The sequence below is a fragment of the Roseibium sp. genome, from assembly GCF_048260565.1.
Lineage (GTDB): Bacteria > Pseudomonadota > Alphaproteobacteria > Rhizobiales > Stappiaceae > Roseibium.
The window spans coordinates 720,294-736,447 of sequence record NZ_JBLXGP010000002.1; the positions used below are offsets into that span (position 1 = coordinate 720,294).

At 58.9% G+C, this 16,154-nt stretch carries 16 protein-coding genes; 7 read left to right on the forward strand and 9 right to left on the reverse strand.

Annotated features, from left to right (window positions below; genetic code table 11):
- Window positions 1-56 precede the first annotated feature (56 nt).
- The 4 genes from ACN0SO_RS07695 to ACN0SO_RS07710 form a co-directional block, all read right to left on the reverse strand.
- The gene (locus tag ACN0SO_RS07695; protein ID WP_417676199.1) at window positions 57-1,223 is read right to left on the reverse strand and encodes a helix-turn-helix transcriptional regulator; all 1,167 of its coding nucleotides are present in this window, start codon (window positions 1,221-1,223) and stop codon (window positions 57-59) included.
- Between the two features lie 155 nt (window positions 1,224-1,378).
- Complete coding sequence (locus ACN0SO_RS07700) at window positions 1,379-1,636, reverse strand: exodeoxyribonuclease VII small subunit (RefSeq protein WP_190292420.1); 258 nt, start codon at window positions 1,634-1,636, stop codon at window positions 1,379-1,381.
- 379 nt (window positions 1,637-2,015) lie between these two features.
- Window positions 2,016-2,945, reverse strand: a complete 930-nt coding sequence (locus ACN0SO_RS07705) for a histone deacetylase family protein (RefSeq protein ID WP_417676202.1) — start codon at window positions 2,943-2,945, stop codon at window positions 2,016-2,018.
- Window positions 2,946-3,414: 469 nt separating this feature from the next.
- Entirely contained in the window at window positions 3,415-4,401 is a 987-nt protein-coding gene (locus ACN0SO_RS07710) for an L-threonylcarbamoyladenylate synthase (protein ID WP_417676204.1), read from the reverse strand.
- Window positions 4,402-4,581: 180 nt separating this feature from the next.
- Between ACN0SO_RS07710 and ACN0SO_RS07715 the strand changes: the two genes are divergently transcribed.
- The 4 genes from ACN0SO_RS07715 to ACN0SO_RS07730 all read left to right on the forward strand — a co-directional run bounded on the left by ACN0SO_RS07715 (window position 4,582) and on the right by ACN0SO_RS07730 (window position 9,238).
- Window positions 4,582-6,363: an acyl-CoA dehydrogenase gene (locus tag ACN0SO_RS07715; RefSeq protein WP_417676206.1), complete on the forward strand. Its 1,782-nt coding sequence runs from the start codon at window positions 4,582-4,584 to the stop codon at window positions 6,361-6,363.
- A gap of 16 nt (window positions 6,364-6,379) precedes the next feature.
- Window positions 6,380-7,120: a crotonase/enoyl-CoA hydratase family protein gene (locus ACN0SO_RS07720; RefSeq protein WP_417676208.1), complete on the forward strand. Its 741-nt coding sequence runs from the start codon at window positions 6,380-6,382 to the stop codon at window positions 7,118-7,120.
- A gap of 429 nt (window positions 7,121-7,549) precedes the next feature.
- Window positions 7,550-8,488, forward strand: a complete 939-nt coding sequence (locus tag ACN0SO_RS07725; RefSeq protein ID WP_417676210.1) for a hypothetical protein — start codon at window positions 7,550-7,552, stop codon at window positions 8,486-8,488.
- 225 nt (window positions 8,489-8,713) lie between these two features.
- Window positions 8,714-9,238, forward strand: coding sequence for a 2'-5' RNA ligase family protein (locus tag ACN0SO_RS07730; RefSeq protein ID WP_417676212.1), 525 nt, complete (start codon window positions 8,714-8,716; stop codon window positions 9,236-9,238).
- 143 nt (window positions 9,239-9,381) lie between these two features.
- On the opposite strand, the gene ACN0SO_RS07735 is transcribed toward ACN0SO_RS07730, so the two are convergent.
- Both ACN0SO_RS07735 and ACN0SO_RS07740 read right to left on the reverse strand, forming a co-directional pair.
- On the reverse strand, window positions 9,382-10,365 hold the full coding sequence (locus ACN0SO_RS07735; protein WP_417676214.1) for a DnaJ C-terminal domain-containing protein: 984 nt from the start codon (window positions 10,363-10,365) through the stop codon (window positions 9,382-9,384).
- 201 nt (window positions 10,366-10,566) lie between these two features.
- The gene (locus ACN0SO_RS07740) at window positions 10,567-11,028 is read right to left on the reverse strand and encodes an RT0821/Lpp0805 family surface protein (protein WP_417676216.1); all 462 of its coding nucleotides are present in this window, start codon (window positions 11,026-11,028) and stop codon (window positions 10,567-10,569) included.
- Between the two features lie 74 nt (window positions 11,029-11,102).
- On the opposite strand from ACN0SO_RS07740, the gene pdxH reads away from it, so the two are divergent.
- Complete coding sequence (gene pdxH / locus ACN0SO_RS07745) at window positions 11,103-11,738, forward strand: pyridoxamine 5'-phosphate oxidase (protein WP_417676218.1); 636 nt, start codon at window positions 11,103-11,105, stop codon at window positions 11,736-11,738.
- Between the two features lie 13 nt (window positions 11,739-11,751).
- Here pdxH and ACN0SO_RS07750 read toward each other — a convergent pair whose 3' ends face one another.
- A complete protein-coding gene (locus tag ACN0SO_RS07750) occupies window positions 11,752-12,726 on the reverse strand; it encodes a magnesium transporter CorA family protein (RefSeq protein WP_417676220.1) in 975 nt (324 codons plus the stop codon).
- 238 nt (window positions 12,727-12,964) lie between these two features.
- A complete protein-coding gene (locus ACN0SO_RS07755) occupies window positions 12,965-13,117 on the reverse strand; it encodes a hypothetical protein (protein ID WP_417676222.1) in 153 nt (50 codons plus the stop codon).
- 385 nt (window positions 13,118-13,502) lie between these two features.
- On the opposite strand from ACN0SO_RS07755, the gene ACN0SO_RS07760 reads away from it, so the two are divergent.
- Window positions 13,503-14,486 carry a DUF1499 domain-containing protein gene (locus tag ACN0SO_RS07760; RefSeq protein ID WP_417676224.1) on the forward strand — a complete coding sequence of 328 codons (984 nt, stop codon included), beginning with the start codon at window positions 13,503-13,505 and terminating at the stop codon, window positions 14,484-14,486.
- Window positions 14,487-14,488: 2 nt separating this feature from the next.
- On the opposite strand, the gene ACN0SO_RS07765 is transcribed toward ACN0SO_RS07760, so the two are convergent.
- The gene (locus tag ACN0SO_RS07765) at window positions 14,489-15,343 is read right to left on the reverse strand and encodes an MBL fold metallo-hydrolase (protein WP_417676419.1); all 855 of its coding nucleotides are present in this window, start codon (window positions 15,341-15,343) and stop codon (window positions 14,489-14,491) included.
- A 262-nt stretch (window positions 15,344-15,605) separates the two neighbouring features.
- On the opposite strand from ACN0SO_RS07765, the gene ACN0SO_RS07770 reads away from it, so the two are divergent.
- The gene (locus tag ACN0SO_RS07770; protein WP_417676226.1) at window positions 15,606-16,085 is read left to right on the forward strand and encodes an SRPBCC family protein; all 480 of its coding nucleotides are present in this window, start codon (window positions 15,606-15,608) and stop codon (window positions 16,083-16,085) included.
- Window positions 16,086-16,154: the final 69 nt, after the last annotated feature.

Sequence of the window (16,154 nt, forward strand, 5' to 3'; positions counted from 1 at the left end):
CTGTCATCACGCGAGGCTCCGGGGCCGTTCGGCGGATGGAAACAGGCAGCGGCCCGTCACAGGAGGCCGGACAATCCGTGAAGCAGCTTGGAAAGCTCCAGATGCGATTGGGTCGCAGTTTTTTCGTATATCCTGCGCAGATGCGTCTTGGCCGTGTTCCGGGTAATCCCGAGAACGTCGAGCGTTGCCGTCAATGATCCGGTCGTTGTCAGGAAATAGGCCAGCTGTGCTTCCTTCTCGGACAGATCGAAACAGGATTTGAGAAGACCGTTCACGTCTTCCGGCAATTCGAGCTGCTCGCGGACCTCGACGAGGATAAAGGCATCTGAGCGATGCTGAATGGGTTTGGCTGCCGGCAGAACGCTTCTTATCAAAACACGCGCAAGCCGGTCATCTGCACGCGACAGGAGCACCGATTGTTCCGCCAGCGGAGCAGCGGGAGGTTCGATGTCGGCAAGCCTGGCAGCGTTCACCCTACCGTTGATGTCCGAGCATACCGAATGCAGGGCATTTTCCACGTCTCTTCGCAAGGGAATAAGACGGTCTTCCTCCGTTGCGAAAACGTCGCCTGCCGAGAGAAGCTCCCGACAGGCGGGCGTCGAGACTTTGATCAGGTAGTCTGTATCGATCAGGAAGGACGATTGCGATCGGTTCTGCAGCAACTCATGCAGCGCCATATGCCGCATGTTTACGTTTTCGAAGCGGTAAATCAGATCCAGGGTCAGTGAAATGGCTTTTGACAGACGCTCGAATGTTGGAAGCATCTGGCGGCAGGTCGCTTCATCGTCCTTTTCGGAAACGAACAGGCAGCACATCAGAATGATGCGGCCATTGTTCCGGTTCAAAAGGGTGATGTAGCCGGGATAGATTCCGAACTCGTGGACCTTCGTTCTCGTCCCGTAGTAGGACTTGATCTTTCCCGGGTCGAGATTTTCCCTTGAGTATGGAAAAAATGCGCGTGCTTCGCGGAGCAGGAATTCAAAGCTGTTTTCTCCTGCACGTATGGAAATCGAAGACAGGTAATCGATGAGGTCTGCCGCGTCCGCATGATTGCAGTAGCGCCCGGTATGGCGACCGTCGGAGGTCAGTTCGAGTAGATAGATCCGCCATCGGCAGGATTTCTCGATCTGGTCCAGGGTCTGATGCCACGAATCGGGATCGTTCGCGCACGCGTGCACGTTCTCCAGGAGCTGAAATTCTTCTGCCGTTGAAAGCCCTGCCATGTTTCAAAGAGTTACTGAAACTTTAACAGTTGGCAATGCTTTTGAGGAATTGTCGTTAAGATCAGAAAAGCATGGTCTGTATATGTAGTTTAACTTACAAGTGTATTTGAAAATCTATTAGTTAATCGACCGGGCTCAATTCTATTAATTGGAAGCTAGTCCGCAGCATCCAGCGGCTCGGTTCCGCTCGGCGATCCGTCTTGTGCCAGCTGTATCTTTTCCACCTTGGCTTCGGCGGCCTTGAGCAGGTCGTCGCAATGTTTGCGCAGGACGGCGCCGCGCTCATACATTTCGATGCTGCGCTCCAGCGGAACATTGCCCTGTTCGAGTTCGCGCACGATCGTTTCGAGCTGCTTCAGCGCCTCTTCGAAGGATAGGGCGGAAACATCGGTCTGTGTCTTGGCATCGGTCATGGCGCGCGAATCCGGATCTCTCTTGCATTTCGATCTGGGCCCAACCTTGCGCCCCGGAGGCGTCAGGTCAAGGACCGAAGAGTGTTAAGAAAGTGGATTAGAGCATCGTGCGCTAACTTTGAACCATTTGATGTCTGAAAGCAGTTCACTCGGCCAGGCGCGTCGCGTGAGCTGAGATGCGGTGCATCGTGCGAACGGCGCAACGCAGCCGATGGGCTGCTTTCAGACACCCGAAGGGCCGGGCTCTTTTGCCCGCTGACCGCGCTGGCCCGTGTTTTTGGGGCTCGCGCTTGTGGTGGGAAACACCACGGCACGCGACCCGCCGTGTCAGCAGACAAAAGCGCGCCGGTCAGATGCTTCAAAGTTAGCGCAGGATGCTCTAACCCGTCATCAGCGTCATGACATGGGCTGCCACCGATCGCGCGAGGCCTTCCAGGTCATAACCACCTTCAAGGATGGAAACGACGCGGCCGTCGGCGGTCTTGTTGGCGACGTCCATCAGCGCGCGGGTCGCCCAGGCGAAATCGGTCTCCACCAGGTTCAAGGCACCGAGCGGATCGCGGGCATGGGCATCGAAGCCGGCGGAGATCACGATAAGGTCCGGCGCAAAAGCCTCAAGACGTGGCAGGATTGCGGTTTCCATCGCCTCCTGAAAGACAGCTCCGTCATCGCCGGCGGCGAGCGGTACGTTGACGATGTTGTCCGTTTCACCCGTTTCATTGGCAGCCCCGGAGCCCGGATAAAACGGCATCTGATGGGTCGAACAGTACATGACCGTCGGGTCGTTCCAGAAGATGTCCTGTGTGCCGTTGCCGTGATGGACGTCGAAATCGACAATCGCGACCCGGTCGAGCCCGTGAACGGCCTGGGCGTGCCGGGCTGCGATCGCTGCGTTGTTGAAAAAGCAGAAGCCCATCGCGCGGTTCCTCTCCGCGTGGTGCCCCGGAGGCCGCGAGGCGGAAAAGGCGTTTGCAACCTTCTTTTCGACGACTTCGTCCACCGCAAGGCACGCGCCGCCGACTGCGCGCAGGGCCGCTTCCCAGGTGCCCGGCGACATGGTCGTGTCCGTATCCAGCCGGACCAGCCCTTCTTCGGGAGACATGTTGTGCAGCGCATCCACATAGGACATGGGATGTGCACGGGCGATGTCTTCCATGGTTCCGAGAGGCGCCTGCTCTCTGGCGAGCGGTTGAAAGCGCTCGTTCTCCAGGATCCGGTCGATGGCGCGAATCCGGTCCGGACGTTCGGGGTGTCCGAGCGGCGTCAGGTGGTCGAGATAGCAATGATGGTGCAGCAACAAAGTCGACACGGGCGTTCCTCAAAAGCCGCGGCTGTATTTACCGCTTGTTCGATCCGGCAATGAGATCGTTCCGGCAGCCAAGTGTCAATGCACCTTGAAGGAAACGTCCGTCCGGTTAAGGAAGCGCGTCAATTCTGGAGAGGAAATTCGACAAAGAAATGGGGCCGGCCTGGTGGGTGATCCGGCCCCGAAAGGTGCGAGCATCAAAATGCCCGAGGGGAGGTCCGCTGCATCTCTATTTCCATATAGATCTCTAGATGATTCTGTCGCAGTAAGGCGAGTAGTTTACCGTAATGAGGGTATGTAAAATTGTGAATAACCTTTGGATCTACTGTTAAAATTACTCGTGGTGCAATTGGCGTGGGAGTGTCTTATTAAAATATAAATGTCATATAATTTAGAAAAATTCTTTAAATTACAGAGGCTTCTGTTCTCTCGCCTGTTTCTCGCCTGAAAGCAGTCTCTGTGGAATTAATAGTCAGGGGCGCGGTGCTGCTGCACGCCGCAATCTGTCATTAATTGCCTCTCCGAGGCCGGTTTCCGGGATATCCTGAACGCAAATAACCTCTGCCCCGACCGCGTCGAGCGCGCGCAGGGCCGCAAACAGGCGGGCGGCAGCTTCCGACAGGTCGCCGGTTTCGCTCAGGTTGACTTCGCCGGCCGCATTGTCTGCTCCGGGAAGGCGCTGGGCTCCGAAAGACAGGAGCGCCTCTCCGGGCCGGACAACGCTGGCATGCAGACGGACCCCCGCCTTCGGAGCGTAATGGGAACTGAGCATGCCGGGCGCGGCCGGTGTCGGCGCGTCGGCGGGGCGTTCCAGCGGACGCCCGATCACCTGTTCGATATCTTCCCGGGCGATGCCCCCCGGGCGAAGAAGTCGCGGCGTTTCGTCGACGCAGGACACGATCGTGGATTCGATGCCGACACGGCAGGGGCCGGCATCGACCAGATAGCTCAAGGCCTCCGACAGGTCGGCGGCGACAGCGTCAGCCGACGTCGTGCTGACCCGTCCGGAGATATTGGCACTGGGGGCGGCCAGCGGGACACCGGTTTTCTCCGACAGGAACCGCATCACCGGACCGGCGGGAACCCGGAGCGCTACCGTATCGAGGCCGGCCGTCGCCAGGTCGCAGATCGGCGAGGAGGGGGTTTTACGGACCACCAGCGTGAGTGGTCCCGGCCAGAAGGCTTCGGCAAGTTTCATGGCATCCGCATTGAAGTCGCCATGCTCGAAGGCAACTTCGGCGGAAGGAACATGGGAAATCAGCGGATTGAACTGGGGACGGCCCTTGGCAGCGAAGATCTTCGCGCAAGCGAGCGGGTTGGTCGCGTCCGCGGCCAGGCCGTAGACCGTTTCGGTCGGCACGGCGACAAGTCCGCCGTCGAGTAGGGCCTTGCAGACCGCGTTCGCCTGCGGATCGTTGCGCCAGGCCTCAGCGCTCAGGTCAACGGTCCATCGCTGCATGCCATTCTTCCCTGTCGCTCCGCGTGCCGGATAACGAATTTGTTGATATTGACGTTTACGTAAACGCCGTTACTGTCCGGACAACCTTGCCGGCCAGATTGCCTTTTGCGGACGAACGCAGTGTCCGTCAAGGCGATTGACCAGGCAGGACAGGTATAAAACAGGTCTGGGAGAACCGGAATGTATCGCGCGCCGATTGATGAGATCGCCTTTACCCTGAAAGACATTTGCGGTCTTTCCGATTTGCAGGCAACGGAGGCCTTCAGCGAATTGGGCGATGATCTGGTCGCCGCGATCCTTTCCGAAGCCGGCCGGTTTGCGGCCGAGGAAATCGCTCCGCTCAATTCGGTTGCCGACAAGCACGGGACGCCGCTATCGGATGGCGCGGTAACCACGCCTCCGGGCTGGCGCGATTGCTATCACCGCTGGATCGAAGGCGGCTGGAACGGCCTGACGGCCAACCCGGAAGCGGGCGGGCAGGGCCTTCCGGTCATGCTGCTGGCGGCTTCCCTTGAAATGTGGAATTCCGGTTCGATGGCTTTCGCCATCGGTCCGACGCTGACCATCGGCGCGGTCGAGGCTCTCGAGAAACATGCATCCGAAGAACTGAAGGCGACCTACCTGGAGAAGCTCGTTTCGGGCGAGTGGATGGGGACCATGAACCTCACCGAACCTCAGGCCGGGTCGGACCTGAACGCCCTGAGGGCAAAGGCCGAACGGGCGGACGACGGCACCTACCGGATATTCGGCCAGAAGATCTTCATCACCTATGGCGAGCACGACCTGACCGACAATATCGTGCATCTGGTGCTGGCCCGTCTGCCGGACGCTCCGGCAGGAACCCGCGGCATCTCCCTGTTCGTGGTTCCCAAGTTCCTCGTCAATGCGGACGGCAGCCTGGGCGCGCGCAATGACGTGCGCTGCACCGGCGTCGAGCACAAGCTGGGGATCCACGGATCGCCGACCTGCACCATGACCTATGGCGACGACGGCGGGGCGATCGGCTGGCTCGTCGGCGAGGAAAACCGGGGCCTGGCCTGCATGTTCACCATGATGAACAACGCCCGTCTCGCCGTCGGCATCCAGGGGCTCGGCGTTGCCGAGCGCGCCTATCAGGGGGCGCTGGCCTATGCGCTGGACCGCAAGCAGGGCCGAACCGCGGGACAGACGACGGAAGGCATGGCTCCGATTGCCGATCATCCGGACATCAAGCGGTCGCTTCTTGCCATGAAAACCCGGACACAGGTCGCCCGTGCGATCTGCTATGCCTGCGCTCACGCCATCGATATGGCCAAGGTCGCCGGCACCGAGGAGGAACGCCTCCACTGGAGCGAGCGGGCCGGCCTGCTGACCCCGATCGCAAAGGCGCTTTCGACAGACTTCGGCGTCGAGGTGGCGTCGCTCGGGGTCCAGGTCCACGGCGGCATGGGATACATCGAGGAAACCGGCGCGGCCCAGCATCTGCGGGACGCTCGCATCGCTCCGATCTACGAGGGCACAAACGGCATTCAGTCGATCGATCTGGTTCTGCGTAAACTGCCCCTGTCCGGCGGTGAACACGTCAAGGGCTTCATCGCGGAACTGAGCGAGATCGCCGACGAGGCGGCCGCCTCCAACCGGCCCGAGCTGGGCAGGGTCGGGGAGCGTCTGAACGCGGCGATCGAAGATCTGAAGGCGGCAACCGGTTTCATGGCAGAGGCGCAGGCCGAGGGGCGGGTTAATGATGCGCTCGCCGGGGCAACGCCTTATCTGCGGCTTGCAGGACTGACCCTGGGTGGTGCGTTGCTGGCCAAGGGGGCGCTTCGCTCGGGCGCGGACAATCCGTCCGCCTCCCGGCAGCGGGCCCTGATGGCGCGCACCTTCTGCGAAACCAGCCTGTGTGAAACCGCGGCTCTCAGAGCCGACATTCTCACATCCGCGGAAGGAATCCTCTCCTTCGACGCCCATGAACTGGCGTCCTGAGCAGGAGGGAAAAGAGATGATCAGCCGATCCCTTGCCGACGGCATCCAGATCCTGCGGATCGACCGGCCGGAAAAGAAGAACGCGCTCACTGGCGCCATGTACGCCGCCCTTGCCGAGGCGCTGGAGGAAGGCAACACGGATGATGCGATCCGATGCCACCTCATATGCGGTCATCCGGGCGCCTTCACTGCCGGCAACGACATCGCCGATTTCCTGAAATACGGAGTGGGCGGCGATGCCGGAGACCGGCCGTCCGGCCGTTTTCTGAAGGCTCTCGTCATGAACGACAAGCCGCTGGTCGCAGCCGTTGACGGCCTCGCGGTCGGCGTCGGAACGACACTGCTCATGCATTGCGACATGATCTTTGCGTCGAGACAGGCCGTGTTCAAGGCGCCGTTCGTCGATCTGGGGCTGGTGCCGGAGGCCGGGTCCACCCTGATCGGACCGAAACTGATGGGCAACCAGTGGGCCTTCGAACTCCTGTGTCTCGGCGAGACCTTCGATGCGGAGCGGGCCGAAAAAGCCGGTCTCGTCAATCATGTCGTCGACGGCGACGTTGAAGCCGCAGCCCTGGACTGCGCCCGAAAGATTGCCGGAAAGCCACCGGCCGCACTCGCGGCGGCGCGTCGCCTGCTGAAAGGCGATCGCGACGCTCTGCTTGCCTGCATCGAGACGGAAACGGAAATTTTCACCGAACGGCTCACCGCCCCGGAAACCATCGCCACCTTCGAGGCGTTCATGGGGAAAAAGACATAAGCAAAAAGACGCCTGCAATCTTTCAGGGATCGAAGACGCCCCAAAGCCGCATTCCAAATTGGTCGGATTTGTTGTCTGACGAGGGAGAGTTACCGGCCTTTTGGCTCTAACGAATTGACGGGAATGGGGCCGTAAAGAGATCGGCCGGTTGGATGCAACTGCCAGGAAAGGGGACAGTCGCGTGCCACTGGCGCTTAGGCGCTTCCGATCCCTACCCGACATTCACCCGCCGATATGATGCTGCCGTACAGCTCGGCAAAGCCGCCATTGGTTGCGATTGCGAAGTCCATAGCCGTAGGACGGCGGTAGTGGGACAGGGCGAACTTTCATTATCGCCATCCCGATGACTGCTTTCGATGAAGCAGGTCATGCCTTATGCTTAGACCTCGTCAGTTGGCCATGGCAATTTGTTCAATGCAGGACTGAGTGATGAAAAACTATTTTAAAATTAGCTTATTGGTCGCCCTTATTGCCGCACTTGGATCGTTTATTTCAAACAGCGAAAAAATACTTTACGCACTTCAAAAATATGGCTCGATTGCGCTGAACAGAACCGCAGCGCTCGGTGGAGGCATTGAAACCTATGTGGACTACGTTGCCCTAGGGAAAATTGAAGAGATCTATGACGGTCAAGCCTGTGCGATATCCGCGCAGGCCGTCTCTATGGATAATGACTCAATCAAAAATGACCTGTTGGTTAGGATGTCACGAAGAGTCGGAATTAGTTGCTCGGAAGTTTCTCCAATCGTGTCCTTTTCATTGTTCCGATTCAATGGTTTTGGATATGATTTTATAGATGATCTATCCGGCTATGCTTGGCCCGGGATCTCAGTCGACAATTTGGGACCATTTTTTATTGTGCAGGTGAATCAAACAGATTTTCCGCAGGGAATGGTTATGCGGGTGAACGGCGACCGTCTTGAAAGAGTTTTGCCTTTCTTGGGTTGGACTGAGGCTGGAGGTGGCGATGACGGCTCGGACGAGTTCGCCAACGTACAATATACTCTTGTGGGCGATTGCTTACTGCTGATTGCCGCAGGTGAGAGCAAAAGGATTGAGATATGTTCAGACGATGACCGGACTTATGACGCCAATCCTATTTCATTTGACCGTGGGCCGATTTTAGGCGCTGGCGAAGCATGCGAAGAAGCATGTAGCCTATATGTTGAGATGTTGTCACGTTGGACTGTTCCGGGGCACTGTGTGCCGCATAGAAATGTATTGGAATGGGAGAATTTCCCATACACATATCGCATAGAACGACCCGAAAAGAGTGTTTTGGAGGAATTCGGCGAAGCGCGTGGAGAGTTCTTTTGTTTTCCAAATTCCACCTTGACTGTTATTGCGGACAAAGCCGACTTTCTCTAGAAAGAGCCCGAACACTCTTCCTTCGCCGCAACTTACTCAAGCATTCTCGATGACTAGGAAGTGGGCCTTTTGTCACAAGCGCGGCATCCAACGCTTATGGCCATTGGCTTAAATGCACAGTCCTGGATCAAGGTGAATGTCTTAGCTGGGCTCGAAGTATCAACGGCAACTATGCGGAGCAGAGCAGACGTTGATCTTCGGTGTCGAATGCCTCATCGTCGCTCTATGATCTACGTGCTGGCATATCCACAATTCGAACCGAGCGTGGCAGAAAGTATTAATCGCTTCCGGTCTGCCCATGAGCCTGAAAGAGCAAGGCTCGTGCCTCCGCACGTCACTCTGCTGTTCGGGATGAGGAATGCGCGCCCACAGGATATTCTTGCGCACTCTGAAGGTGTGGCTACGCATACCCCGGAATTGGCTGTGGACTTCACGGCAGGCGATATCGTTTATGATCCCTCTGAAAAGACACATAAACTGCTTCTACACAGTTCAATTGGAAAGAACGCTCTGATTTCATTGCACCAACAACTCTGTGACGGGCCGCATCGGGCAGAGCTGAAACTCGATATTCCCTATCGTCCTCATATGACTGTGGCCACGCATAAGGACCGTGCGATCATCGAGCGGCTGGATGTGGCCGCACTTGGCGCATTCCCGATACCCGGAACGATCAGGGCACTAGAGGTCGTCGAACTTGCAGACAACACGCTCCAACTACTTCGGACCGTCCCGCTCCGTAGGCATTGACCACTAAGCAAACATCAAAAAGAAACGTGAACGAATCCTGCGTTTGAATGGCCCGGATCAATCGAACTTCCGAATTGAGGGCGTCAAGCGGATACATATAGGTCTTTGCCGCCGGTTGGATGCCGGCGGCTTTTCTTGTTCGCTTATTCGAATTCCGGTCCCCGCGCCCGGTAGGGCGTGATTTCCTTCCAGGCCTTCATCAGGGTTTCCAGTTCTTCGTCCGCATTCGGCGGCAGGGTGATCTGCAGGCGGACCAGAAGGTCGCCGTGGCCGCCGCCCTTGGTCGGCAGGCCCTTGCCCTTCAGGCGCATGATCTTGCCGCCTGAGGAGTTCGGCGGGATGCTGAGATTGACCGCGCCGGTCAGGGTCGGCGTGCGCACCTTCGCGCCGAGAACAGCTTCATAGAGTGTTAGCGGCAGATCCAGGATCAGATCGCTGCCGCGCACTTCGAACAGCTTGTGCCGCTTCAGGTGAACCTCGACGAGGGCGTCGCCCGGCTGGCCGCCGCCTTCGCCCGGATACCCCTGGCCGCGCAGGCGGATCGTGTCGCCTTCGCTGCTGCCTGCTGGAATGGTGACGTTGACCGTCTTGCCGTTCGGCAGGGTCACCTGGGTCTTGCCGGTCGTGACGAGTTCCTCAAGCGAGACGTTTGCAATCAGCTCGGCATTCTTGCCTTTCTGCGGTGCAGGGCCGCGCGGACCCGCGGAGGCCTTGCCTGCACGGGCTTTGCGTCCGGCACCGAAGCCTCCCAGGATGTCGTTCAGAATGTCGTCGAAGCCGCCGCCTCCGGTGGGGCCGCCACCCTGAAAGCCGCCGCCTTGGCCACGGAAACCGCGCGCGCCGGCCGCGCCGCCGAAATCCTGGAAATCGCTGAAGCCGTCGAAACCGTGAGACTGGAACCGCGGCTTTCCGTCCGCGTCGATCTCGCCGCGGTCGAATTTCTGTCGCTTTTCCTTGTCGCCGACGATTTCATAGGCCTGATTGACTTCGGCAAAGCGCTGCTGTGCCGTCGGATCGTCCTTGTTCTGGTCCGGATGATATTTCTTGGCCAGTTTCCGGAAGGCCTTTTTGATGTCGCCCTCGCTGGCGCCTTTCGCCACGCCGAGAACGCTGTAGGGATCACGCATCTGTTGTCACCTAACCCCATGGGGTACTTGTTGAGAGCCAGCGCGCCTTCCCGAAACTCTGCCGCATCTTCTGACGGCGGTTCACCTGGGCGGTCGCTGAACAGTGTTTCCCTGTATATCGGAAGTGTTGGGGAAAAATTCCAGATCCGATTCCCAGGATCAGTAAGATTAGCCGCTGTTTTACAGGGAATACCAGCGCAATCAAGTTTTGGCGACGCGCAGCACGGTGATGGCCATGGTTTTGGAAATGTCGCGGCAGGCGGTTCCCTCGTAAAGCCTGACACCGGTAATCGTATTGGCCGTTGTCTTGAAGGAGAGGCAGCCTGTGTCCTCGAACTTGGATACGTCGAGGGCGGAGATCGTGCCGGAATTGCCGCTGTTCGGATTGGCCCAGGCAAGCGTCTCAGTCGTGTCGTCGTCGTCCACTGCGGTATGAATGGTCTGCGCAATCAGTTTCCGGTCATCGGTGCCAACGTCGACATAGGCTTCATCGTCCAGGGATGGGATGGATCCGGTGAGCACGAGCGGCGTTTCGATATCCGAGCTGCCGATCGGCATGCTGACCGGGCTGCACGCGCCGAGCAATCCGGAAATCGCAACTGCTGCCAGCCATGCGCTCTGGATCTTTATACCTCTGGCGGTATATGACTTGAACTCAAACACGCCCCCAAGACCCCGCTTGTCCGGCTACTCAATACACATTTGGACGAGCCATCGATTTTTTTGACAGGTATCCGATGACCACCCCTGACCCTTCAACAAAAGCGTTAACAAATAGTGACTTTACAGAGGTCAAGAAACCGTTTGCGCTTTTCGGTGAATGGCTTAACGACGCAACGGAAGCCGAAATCAACGATCCGAATGCCGTGGCTCTGGCGACGGTGGACCCGGATGGATTGCCGAATGTGCGGATGGTTTTGTTGAAGGGCTTCGACGAACGGGGCTTCGTTTTTTACACGAATTTCGAAAGCGCGAAGGGGACCGAACTGCTGTCCGCGGGCAAGGCCGCCATGTGCTTCCACTGGAAGTCCCTGCGCCGTCAGATCCGGATTCGCGGCCCGGTCAGTCCTGTTTCCGATCAGGAAGCGGACGAATATTACCGCTCCAGGGCGCGCGGCAGCCGCATCGGTGCCTGGGCCTCCAAGCAGTCACGCCCGCTGGAAAGCCGCTTCGCGCTGGAGAAGGAAGTCGCCCGCTATACCGCCAAATTCGCCCTCGGAGAGATCCCGCGCCCCGAATACTGGTCCGGGATGCGGCTGGTGCCCACCTCGATTGAATTCTGGCATGACCGTCCGTTCCGTCTCCATGACCGGGTTCAGTTCAAACGGCCCGGGCCGGAGGAAGAGTGGACCACGAGCCGGCTTTATCCGTGAGGCGCCAATCCCGTCACAACAGTTTCTTCATCCGGAAGAACAGGAAGGTCACGGCGACGGATCCGAACATCAGGGCAAGCGAGAAGAAAAAGCCGAAGTCCCACTTCAGTTCCGGCATGTTGATGAAATTCATCCCGTAGATGGATGCAATCAGGGTCGGCGGCAGGAAGATAACGCCGAGAACGGAGAAGATCTTGATGATCTGGTTCTGTTCGAGGGTCACCAGGCCGACGGTCGCGTCGAGCAGGAAGGACAGTTTGTTGTCCAGGGCGTCGCCGTGCTCCTTGATTGAGTGAATGTCCCGTCCGGCCGAGCGGCACTGTTCGACCTGATCTTCGCTCAGCGAAACCTTCTGGGCATGGCTGGCCAGAAACAGCATCATCCTGGAAAAGCTGGCGCAGACGTCATGCATCTTGGCGACCTGCAGCCCGATGCGGCCCTGTTCCTTGATGGCCGACTGATAGCTCTTGGTCTTTCGGGAGGTGAGTCCCACCTCGAACACCTGGAGCGACAGGGAATCGTAATGCGATGACGCTTCTTCCATGACTTCTGCACACCGGTCAACGATGATGTCGAGCATGGCGAAAAGGACAGCCGATCCCGTATGGGCGATCGTCGCGTCCGTTTGGACCTTGCGTGCGCAAATGGCGACCGATTTCGGTTCGCCGTAGCGCACGGTGACCAGCCGTTTGGAACTCAGGACAAAGGTGACGGACGACAGCTCCGGGTCGAGCGCCTTGGCGGCCATGGGCAGGATCGCGGTCATGACGATCGCGCCCGGCTCGTCGTAGAGGCGTGCCGAGGTCTCGATCGAGGCGATTTCCTCCCGGGTCGGGATAGCCGCCCCCATCAGCTTTTCGGCGGTTTTCTGCTCCTCCAGCGTCGGGCGCACAAGGTCGATCCACACCGATGTCGAGGGCAGGTGATCACCGGGGCCCAGTTCTATCCGGGTCAGGCCGGATGTGGACGGGCAATAGGCGATGATCATCGAATGGCTCCCGGAATCGTAAAAAGAGCAGCCGAAAGCAAGTCGCTACGGCTTGTCCAACCATACCGGAGATTAGAAGCCTTGATGGGCGGTTGCCAAGAGCGGACTTGCACGTTCTACCGCGCAAGGTCCTTGTCTTCCTCGAACCGCACTGAGGTCGCGCAGAGAGAGCCCGCAAAAGACAAACCCGTGACGGGAGCCCGTGACCCGGGCGTTGGCCGGGAACGTCCCGCCAGGATTATTTCTTGCCGGTCTGGTCCGACCGGGGCTGGCTCTTGCACATTGTTGCCGCGTTGACCGCGGCAATACCCACCGGCTTATACTGGTTTTCCAGATTGGGCTTTGCCGGTGCCGGAGCTTGAGATGCCGGGCGTGTTACAGTTCTAGACATTGTTTGCGTCCAAATCGATGCGTTTCGGTCAGCGTGCACTTCGATTGGGACCTTCATAAGGCGAATTCGAGCTTGCAGGTCCTTCGGCGCAACGCGTGGTTAACGACGATTCATGATGCGCTTTTGAACGAAAGGTTGCCAGTCAAAAGACATGACAGTTTGTTACGCGGCTTAACGATTTGGTCAGGAAAACTCTACGGTTTAAGTGTTTATACTACATCGGGTGGAGCAATCTTTGCGGGTGGGTCCGGTTCTGTATTTCAGAGGTAGGTCAATTGACGTATGTCGTTTCCGTATGTTTCTGCTTTCTGTTTCCCGAAATGTGATGCTAACCCTAGGGTCCTGACCCTGGCATGGCGAAAGTCAAAAACGAATCTGCGGTGCGATGAAGCGGTTTCCGGTCTACAATTCGACAAGTGCGCGTGTCAGCCAACGGCTCGGTGCCGTGGCTGTGCCTGTCAGCATCCTTGCGGTGCTCGCGCAGCGTGTCGCGTTGATCGGACCACGCGAGATGGTGTTCTCGGTCCTCGCGGGCGCGGGGCTTGGCATCGTCGCTATCCTGTTCGCGCTGGTGGCCTTCACCCGCCTTTGGGCGCGGGGCGGAACGGGGGCGACGAAGGCCGTTCTGGGCACGTTTTACGGCTTGCTGGCGTTGGTGCCATTGGGACTGTTTGCGGGACAAGCTGTCCTGTCTCCGGGAATGGGGGATGTTTCCACGAACTGGAGCGATCCGCCGCAATTCAAGACCGTGTCCGCTGAGGCTGGCGAAGAGCCGGGCGAAGTCCTGAAAGCGTTGTTCCAGCCAGCGGAAACCGGCCTGCAACCGGATCTTTTTCCCGACATCGTTCCGCGCCGGTACAGGATCGCCCCGGCGCAGCTGCATGCGGCGGCTCTTGAAGTTGCCAGGCGCAACGGCTGGGTGATCACCTATGAACTGCCGCCCGACCTTCTGGATGCTCCCACCGGTTTACAGGTGGAAGCCAGAACCCCGTTGCTTGGGCTGGTGGAAGACATGGTGGTGCGGATCAGGCCGGACCCCGTCGGTGCGCTGCTGGATGTGCGGTCCGTGTCCCGATTCGGCCTTGAAGGCCTGACCGGGAATGTCGACCGCGTCCGCGCACTGTTTTCCGGCATCGATGACGTGCTGCTTGAAACCTACGGTGACCTTGCGCGGGTTGCGGTCACGGAGGGCGACCTTGCCGGTCCAGAGCAGGCTGCCTCGGATCCCGGCGTGGAGGGTCCGGTTGAAACCGATACGGGGACGGCGGATGCGGAGCGTATTCCGATCCCCGCTTTCAAGCCCTATTTCGAAGAGGAAGGCAATCCCGTGCCCGACGAGGAAAACACCGCCGCCGGTCTCTCAGGCTAAATTTAAGGTGCCCGGCGGTAGGACGCGGTCAACGTGACGTTCGGATCGGCCGCAACAAGACCGCGCTCCGCCAGATCTTCCAGATGGGCGAAGACGGACAGGGCCGCGGCCGGCCGCAACCCGGGAGGCAGGTCGTCGTAGATTTGCAGGACGAGGTCCGGGATGGAAACAGGCGAATCGTCGAGCCGGTCCAGAATGGAACGCTCCCGCCCCAGCCGGTGCGCCTTCAGTTCCTCGACATATCCGTGTGCATCGCGCACCACGCCGCCGTGGCCGGGCAGATAGTCGGTTTCCGGCCTTTCAAGAAGGCGTTCGAGGGACGTCATGTAGTCCCGCATGTTGCCGTCCGGCGGTGCCACGATGGACGTCGACCATGCCATCACGTGATCGGCGGAGAAAAGAACGTGCGTTCCCGCGATGGCGAAGCAGAGATGATTGGCCGTATGTCCGGGGGTTTCGATCGCTTCGAACACGGTATCGCCAAGCGAAAACGTGTCGCCGGCTTTCAGTTCCCCGTCCGGAATATGGTCGGCATCGGCGCTCGCATCCATCGTGTTGACTTCGCCGCTGGCAAGGGTGCGGGCCGCCCTGTGAGGACCGCAGCCGATGATCGGTGCCCCCGTCCTGGCCTGCAACAGCCGGGCTCCGGGCGAATGGTCCATATGCGTGTGGCTGACCAGGATGGCCTTGATGGCGCCGGCGCCGGCAGCGTTCACGATGTCGTCGATGTGTGTGTCGTTCGTCGGGCCGGGGTCCAGAACCGCAATCTCGCGCTGGCCGATCAGATATGTGTTGGTCCCGTGGAAGGTGAAGGGGCTGGGATTCTCGCAAGTGAGGCGCCGGATGCCGTCCGCCATCTCGACGGCTGTCCCATAGGAAGGATCGAATGTGCGTTCGTGCTTCAACCGAGGCCCCTTTTTCCAGTGACAACAGGCTTTCGTTGCCTGATCGCATCTTGCCCCATAGCATGGTTCTTATATCGTGCACCACGATGCCATTCGAAGTGTCATTTTTATGATGCCTGAACCGGCTACAGCCTCGCCGGCAGCAGGTGGCCGTCTGCGGGCAGCTTTCTCTGGACCGCCGAAATGCGTGCAAATGGAATTTGAGGGACCGAAGATGTCGAACGAAGAACCGTGCCGGTTCGAATGTGTTCTGCCGTTGGTTCGCGGGAAGGCGTTCGAGCTGGTCGTGGATCATCCTTCGGCCTGGTGGATATCGCCGTTTCCCGGGAGTGGTGGCGCGATACGCGAATGCGGCATCGAACCGCGCCCCGGCGGAACGTGTTACGAAATCGGACAGGACGGCCGCAGGCGGGTCTGGGGGACGATCCTGTCGATCGAGGAGCCTCTCTATGTCCGCCTTGCCTGGCAGGTGTCTGCGAAAGGAGAACCGATCGCGGATCCGGCAACCGCAAGCCGCGTCATGATCAGCTTCCGCGATGCCGGCGAGGCGACGCGCCTGGAACTGGTGCACAGCGAATTCCTTCGTCATGGCGAGGAGGCGGACGATTATCTGCACGCCATGGCCTCCGATAGCGGCTGGGAAAAGCGGCTCGATCGCATGGCCGAAGTGGCCGCCGGCAAGGAATTTCGCTGACAAAGTATTTTGTGCCGCGAAACTTGTTCAAATGTCGCCTGATTGACATATCCTGCGTGCTATCAGCTT

Excerpts from the sequence above, each read along its gene's own strand:
- ACN0SO_RS07715 (WP_417676206.1), top strand. The coding sequence starts at position 4,582 with ATGTATCGCGCGCCGATTGATGAGATCGCCTTTACCCTGAAAGACATT.
- ACN0SO_RS07765 (WP_417676419.1), bottom strand. The coding sequence starts at position 15,343 with ATGGCGGACGGCATCCGGCGCCTCACTTGCGAGAATCCCAGCCCCTTC.
- ACN0SO_RS07735 (WP_417676214.1), bottom strand. The coding sequence starts at position 10,365 with ATGCGTGATCCCTACAGCGTTCTCGGCGTGGCGAAAGGCGCCAGCGAG.
- ACN0SO_RS07710 (WP_417676204.1), bottom strand. The coding sequence starts at position 4,401 with ATGCAGCGATGGACCGTTGACCTGAGCGCTGAGGCCTGGCGCAACGAT.
- ACN0SO_RS07760 (WP_417676224.1), top strand. The coding sequence starts at position 13,503 with ATGAAGCGGTTTCCGGTCTACAATTCGACAAGTGCGCGTGTCAGCCAA.
- ACN0SO_RS07730 (WP_417676212.1), top strand. The coding sequence starts at position 8,714 with ATGATCTACGTGCTGGCATATCCACAATTCGAACCGAGCGTGGCAGAA.
- ACN0SO_RS07770 (WP_417676226.1), top strand. The coding sequence starts at position 15,606 with ATGTCGAACGAAGAACCGTGCCGGTTCGAATGTGTTCTGCCGTTGGTT.
- ACN0SO_RS07725 (WP_417676210.1), top strand. The coding sequence starts at position 7,550 with ATGAAAAACTATTTTAAAATTAGCTTATTGGTCGCCCTTATTGCCGCA.
- ACN0SO_RS07750 (WP_417676220.1), bottom strand. The coding sequence starts at position 12,726 with ATGATCATCGCCTATTGCCCGTCCACATCCGGCCTGACCCGGATAGAA.
- ACN0SO_RS07720 (WP_417676208.1), top strand. The coding sequence starts at position 6,380 with ATGATCAGCCGATCCCTTGCCGACGGCATCCAGATCCTGCGGATCGAC.
- ACN0SO_RS07700 (WP_190292420.1), bottom strand. The coding sequence starts at position 1,636 with ATGACCGATGCCAAGACACAGACCGATGTTTCCGCCCTATCCTTCGAA.
- ACN0SO_RS07695 (WP_417676199.1), bottom strand. The coding sequence starts at position 1,223 with ATGGCAGGGCTTTCAACGGCAGAAGAATTTCAGCTCCTGGAGAACGTG.
- pdxH (WP_417676218.1), top strand. The coding sequence starts at position 11,103 with ATGACCACCCCTGACCCTTCAACAAAAGCGTTAACAAATAGTGACTTT.
- ACN0SO_RS07755 (WP_417676222.1), bottom strand. The coding sequence starts at position 13,117 with ATGTCTAGAACTGTAACACGCCCGGCATCTCAAGCTCCGGCACCGGCA.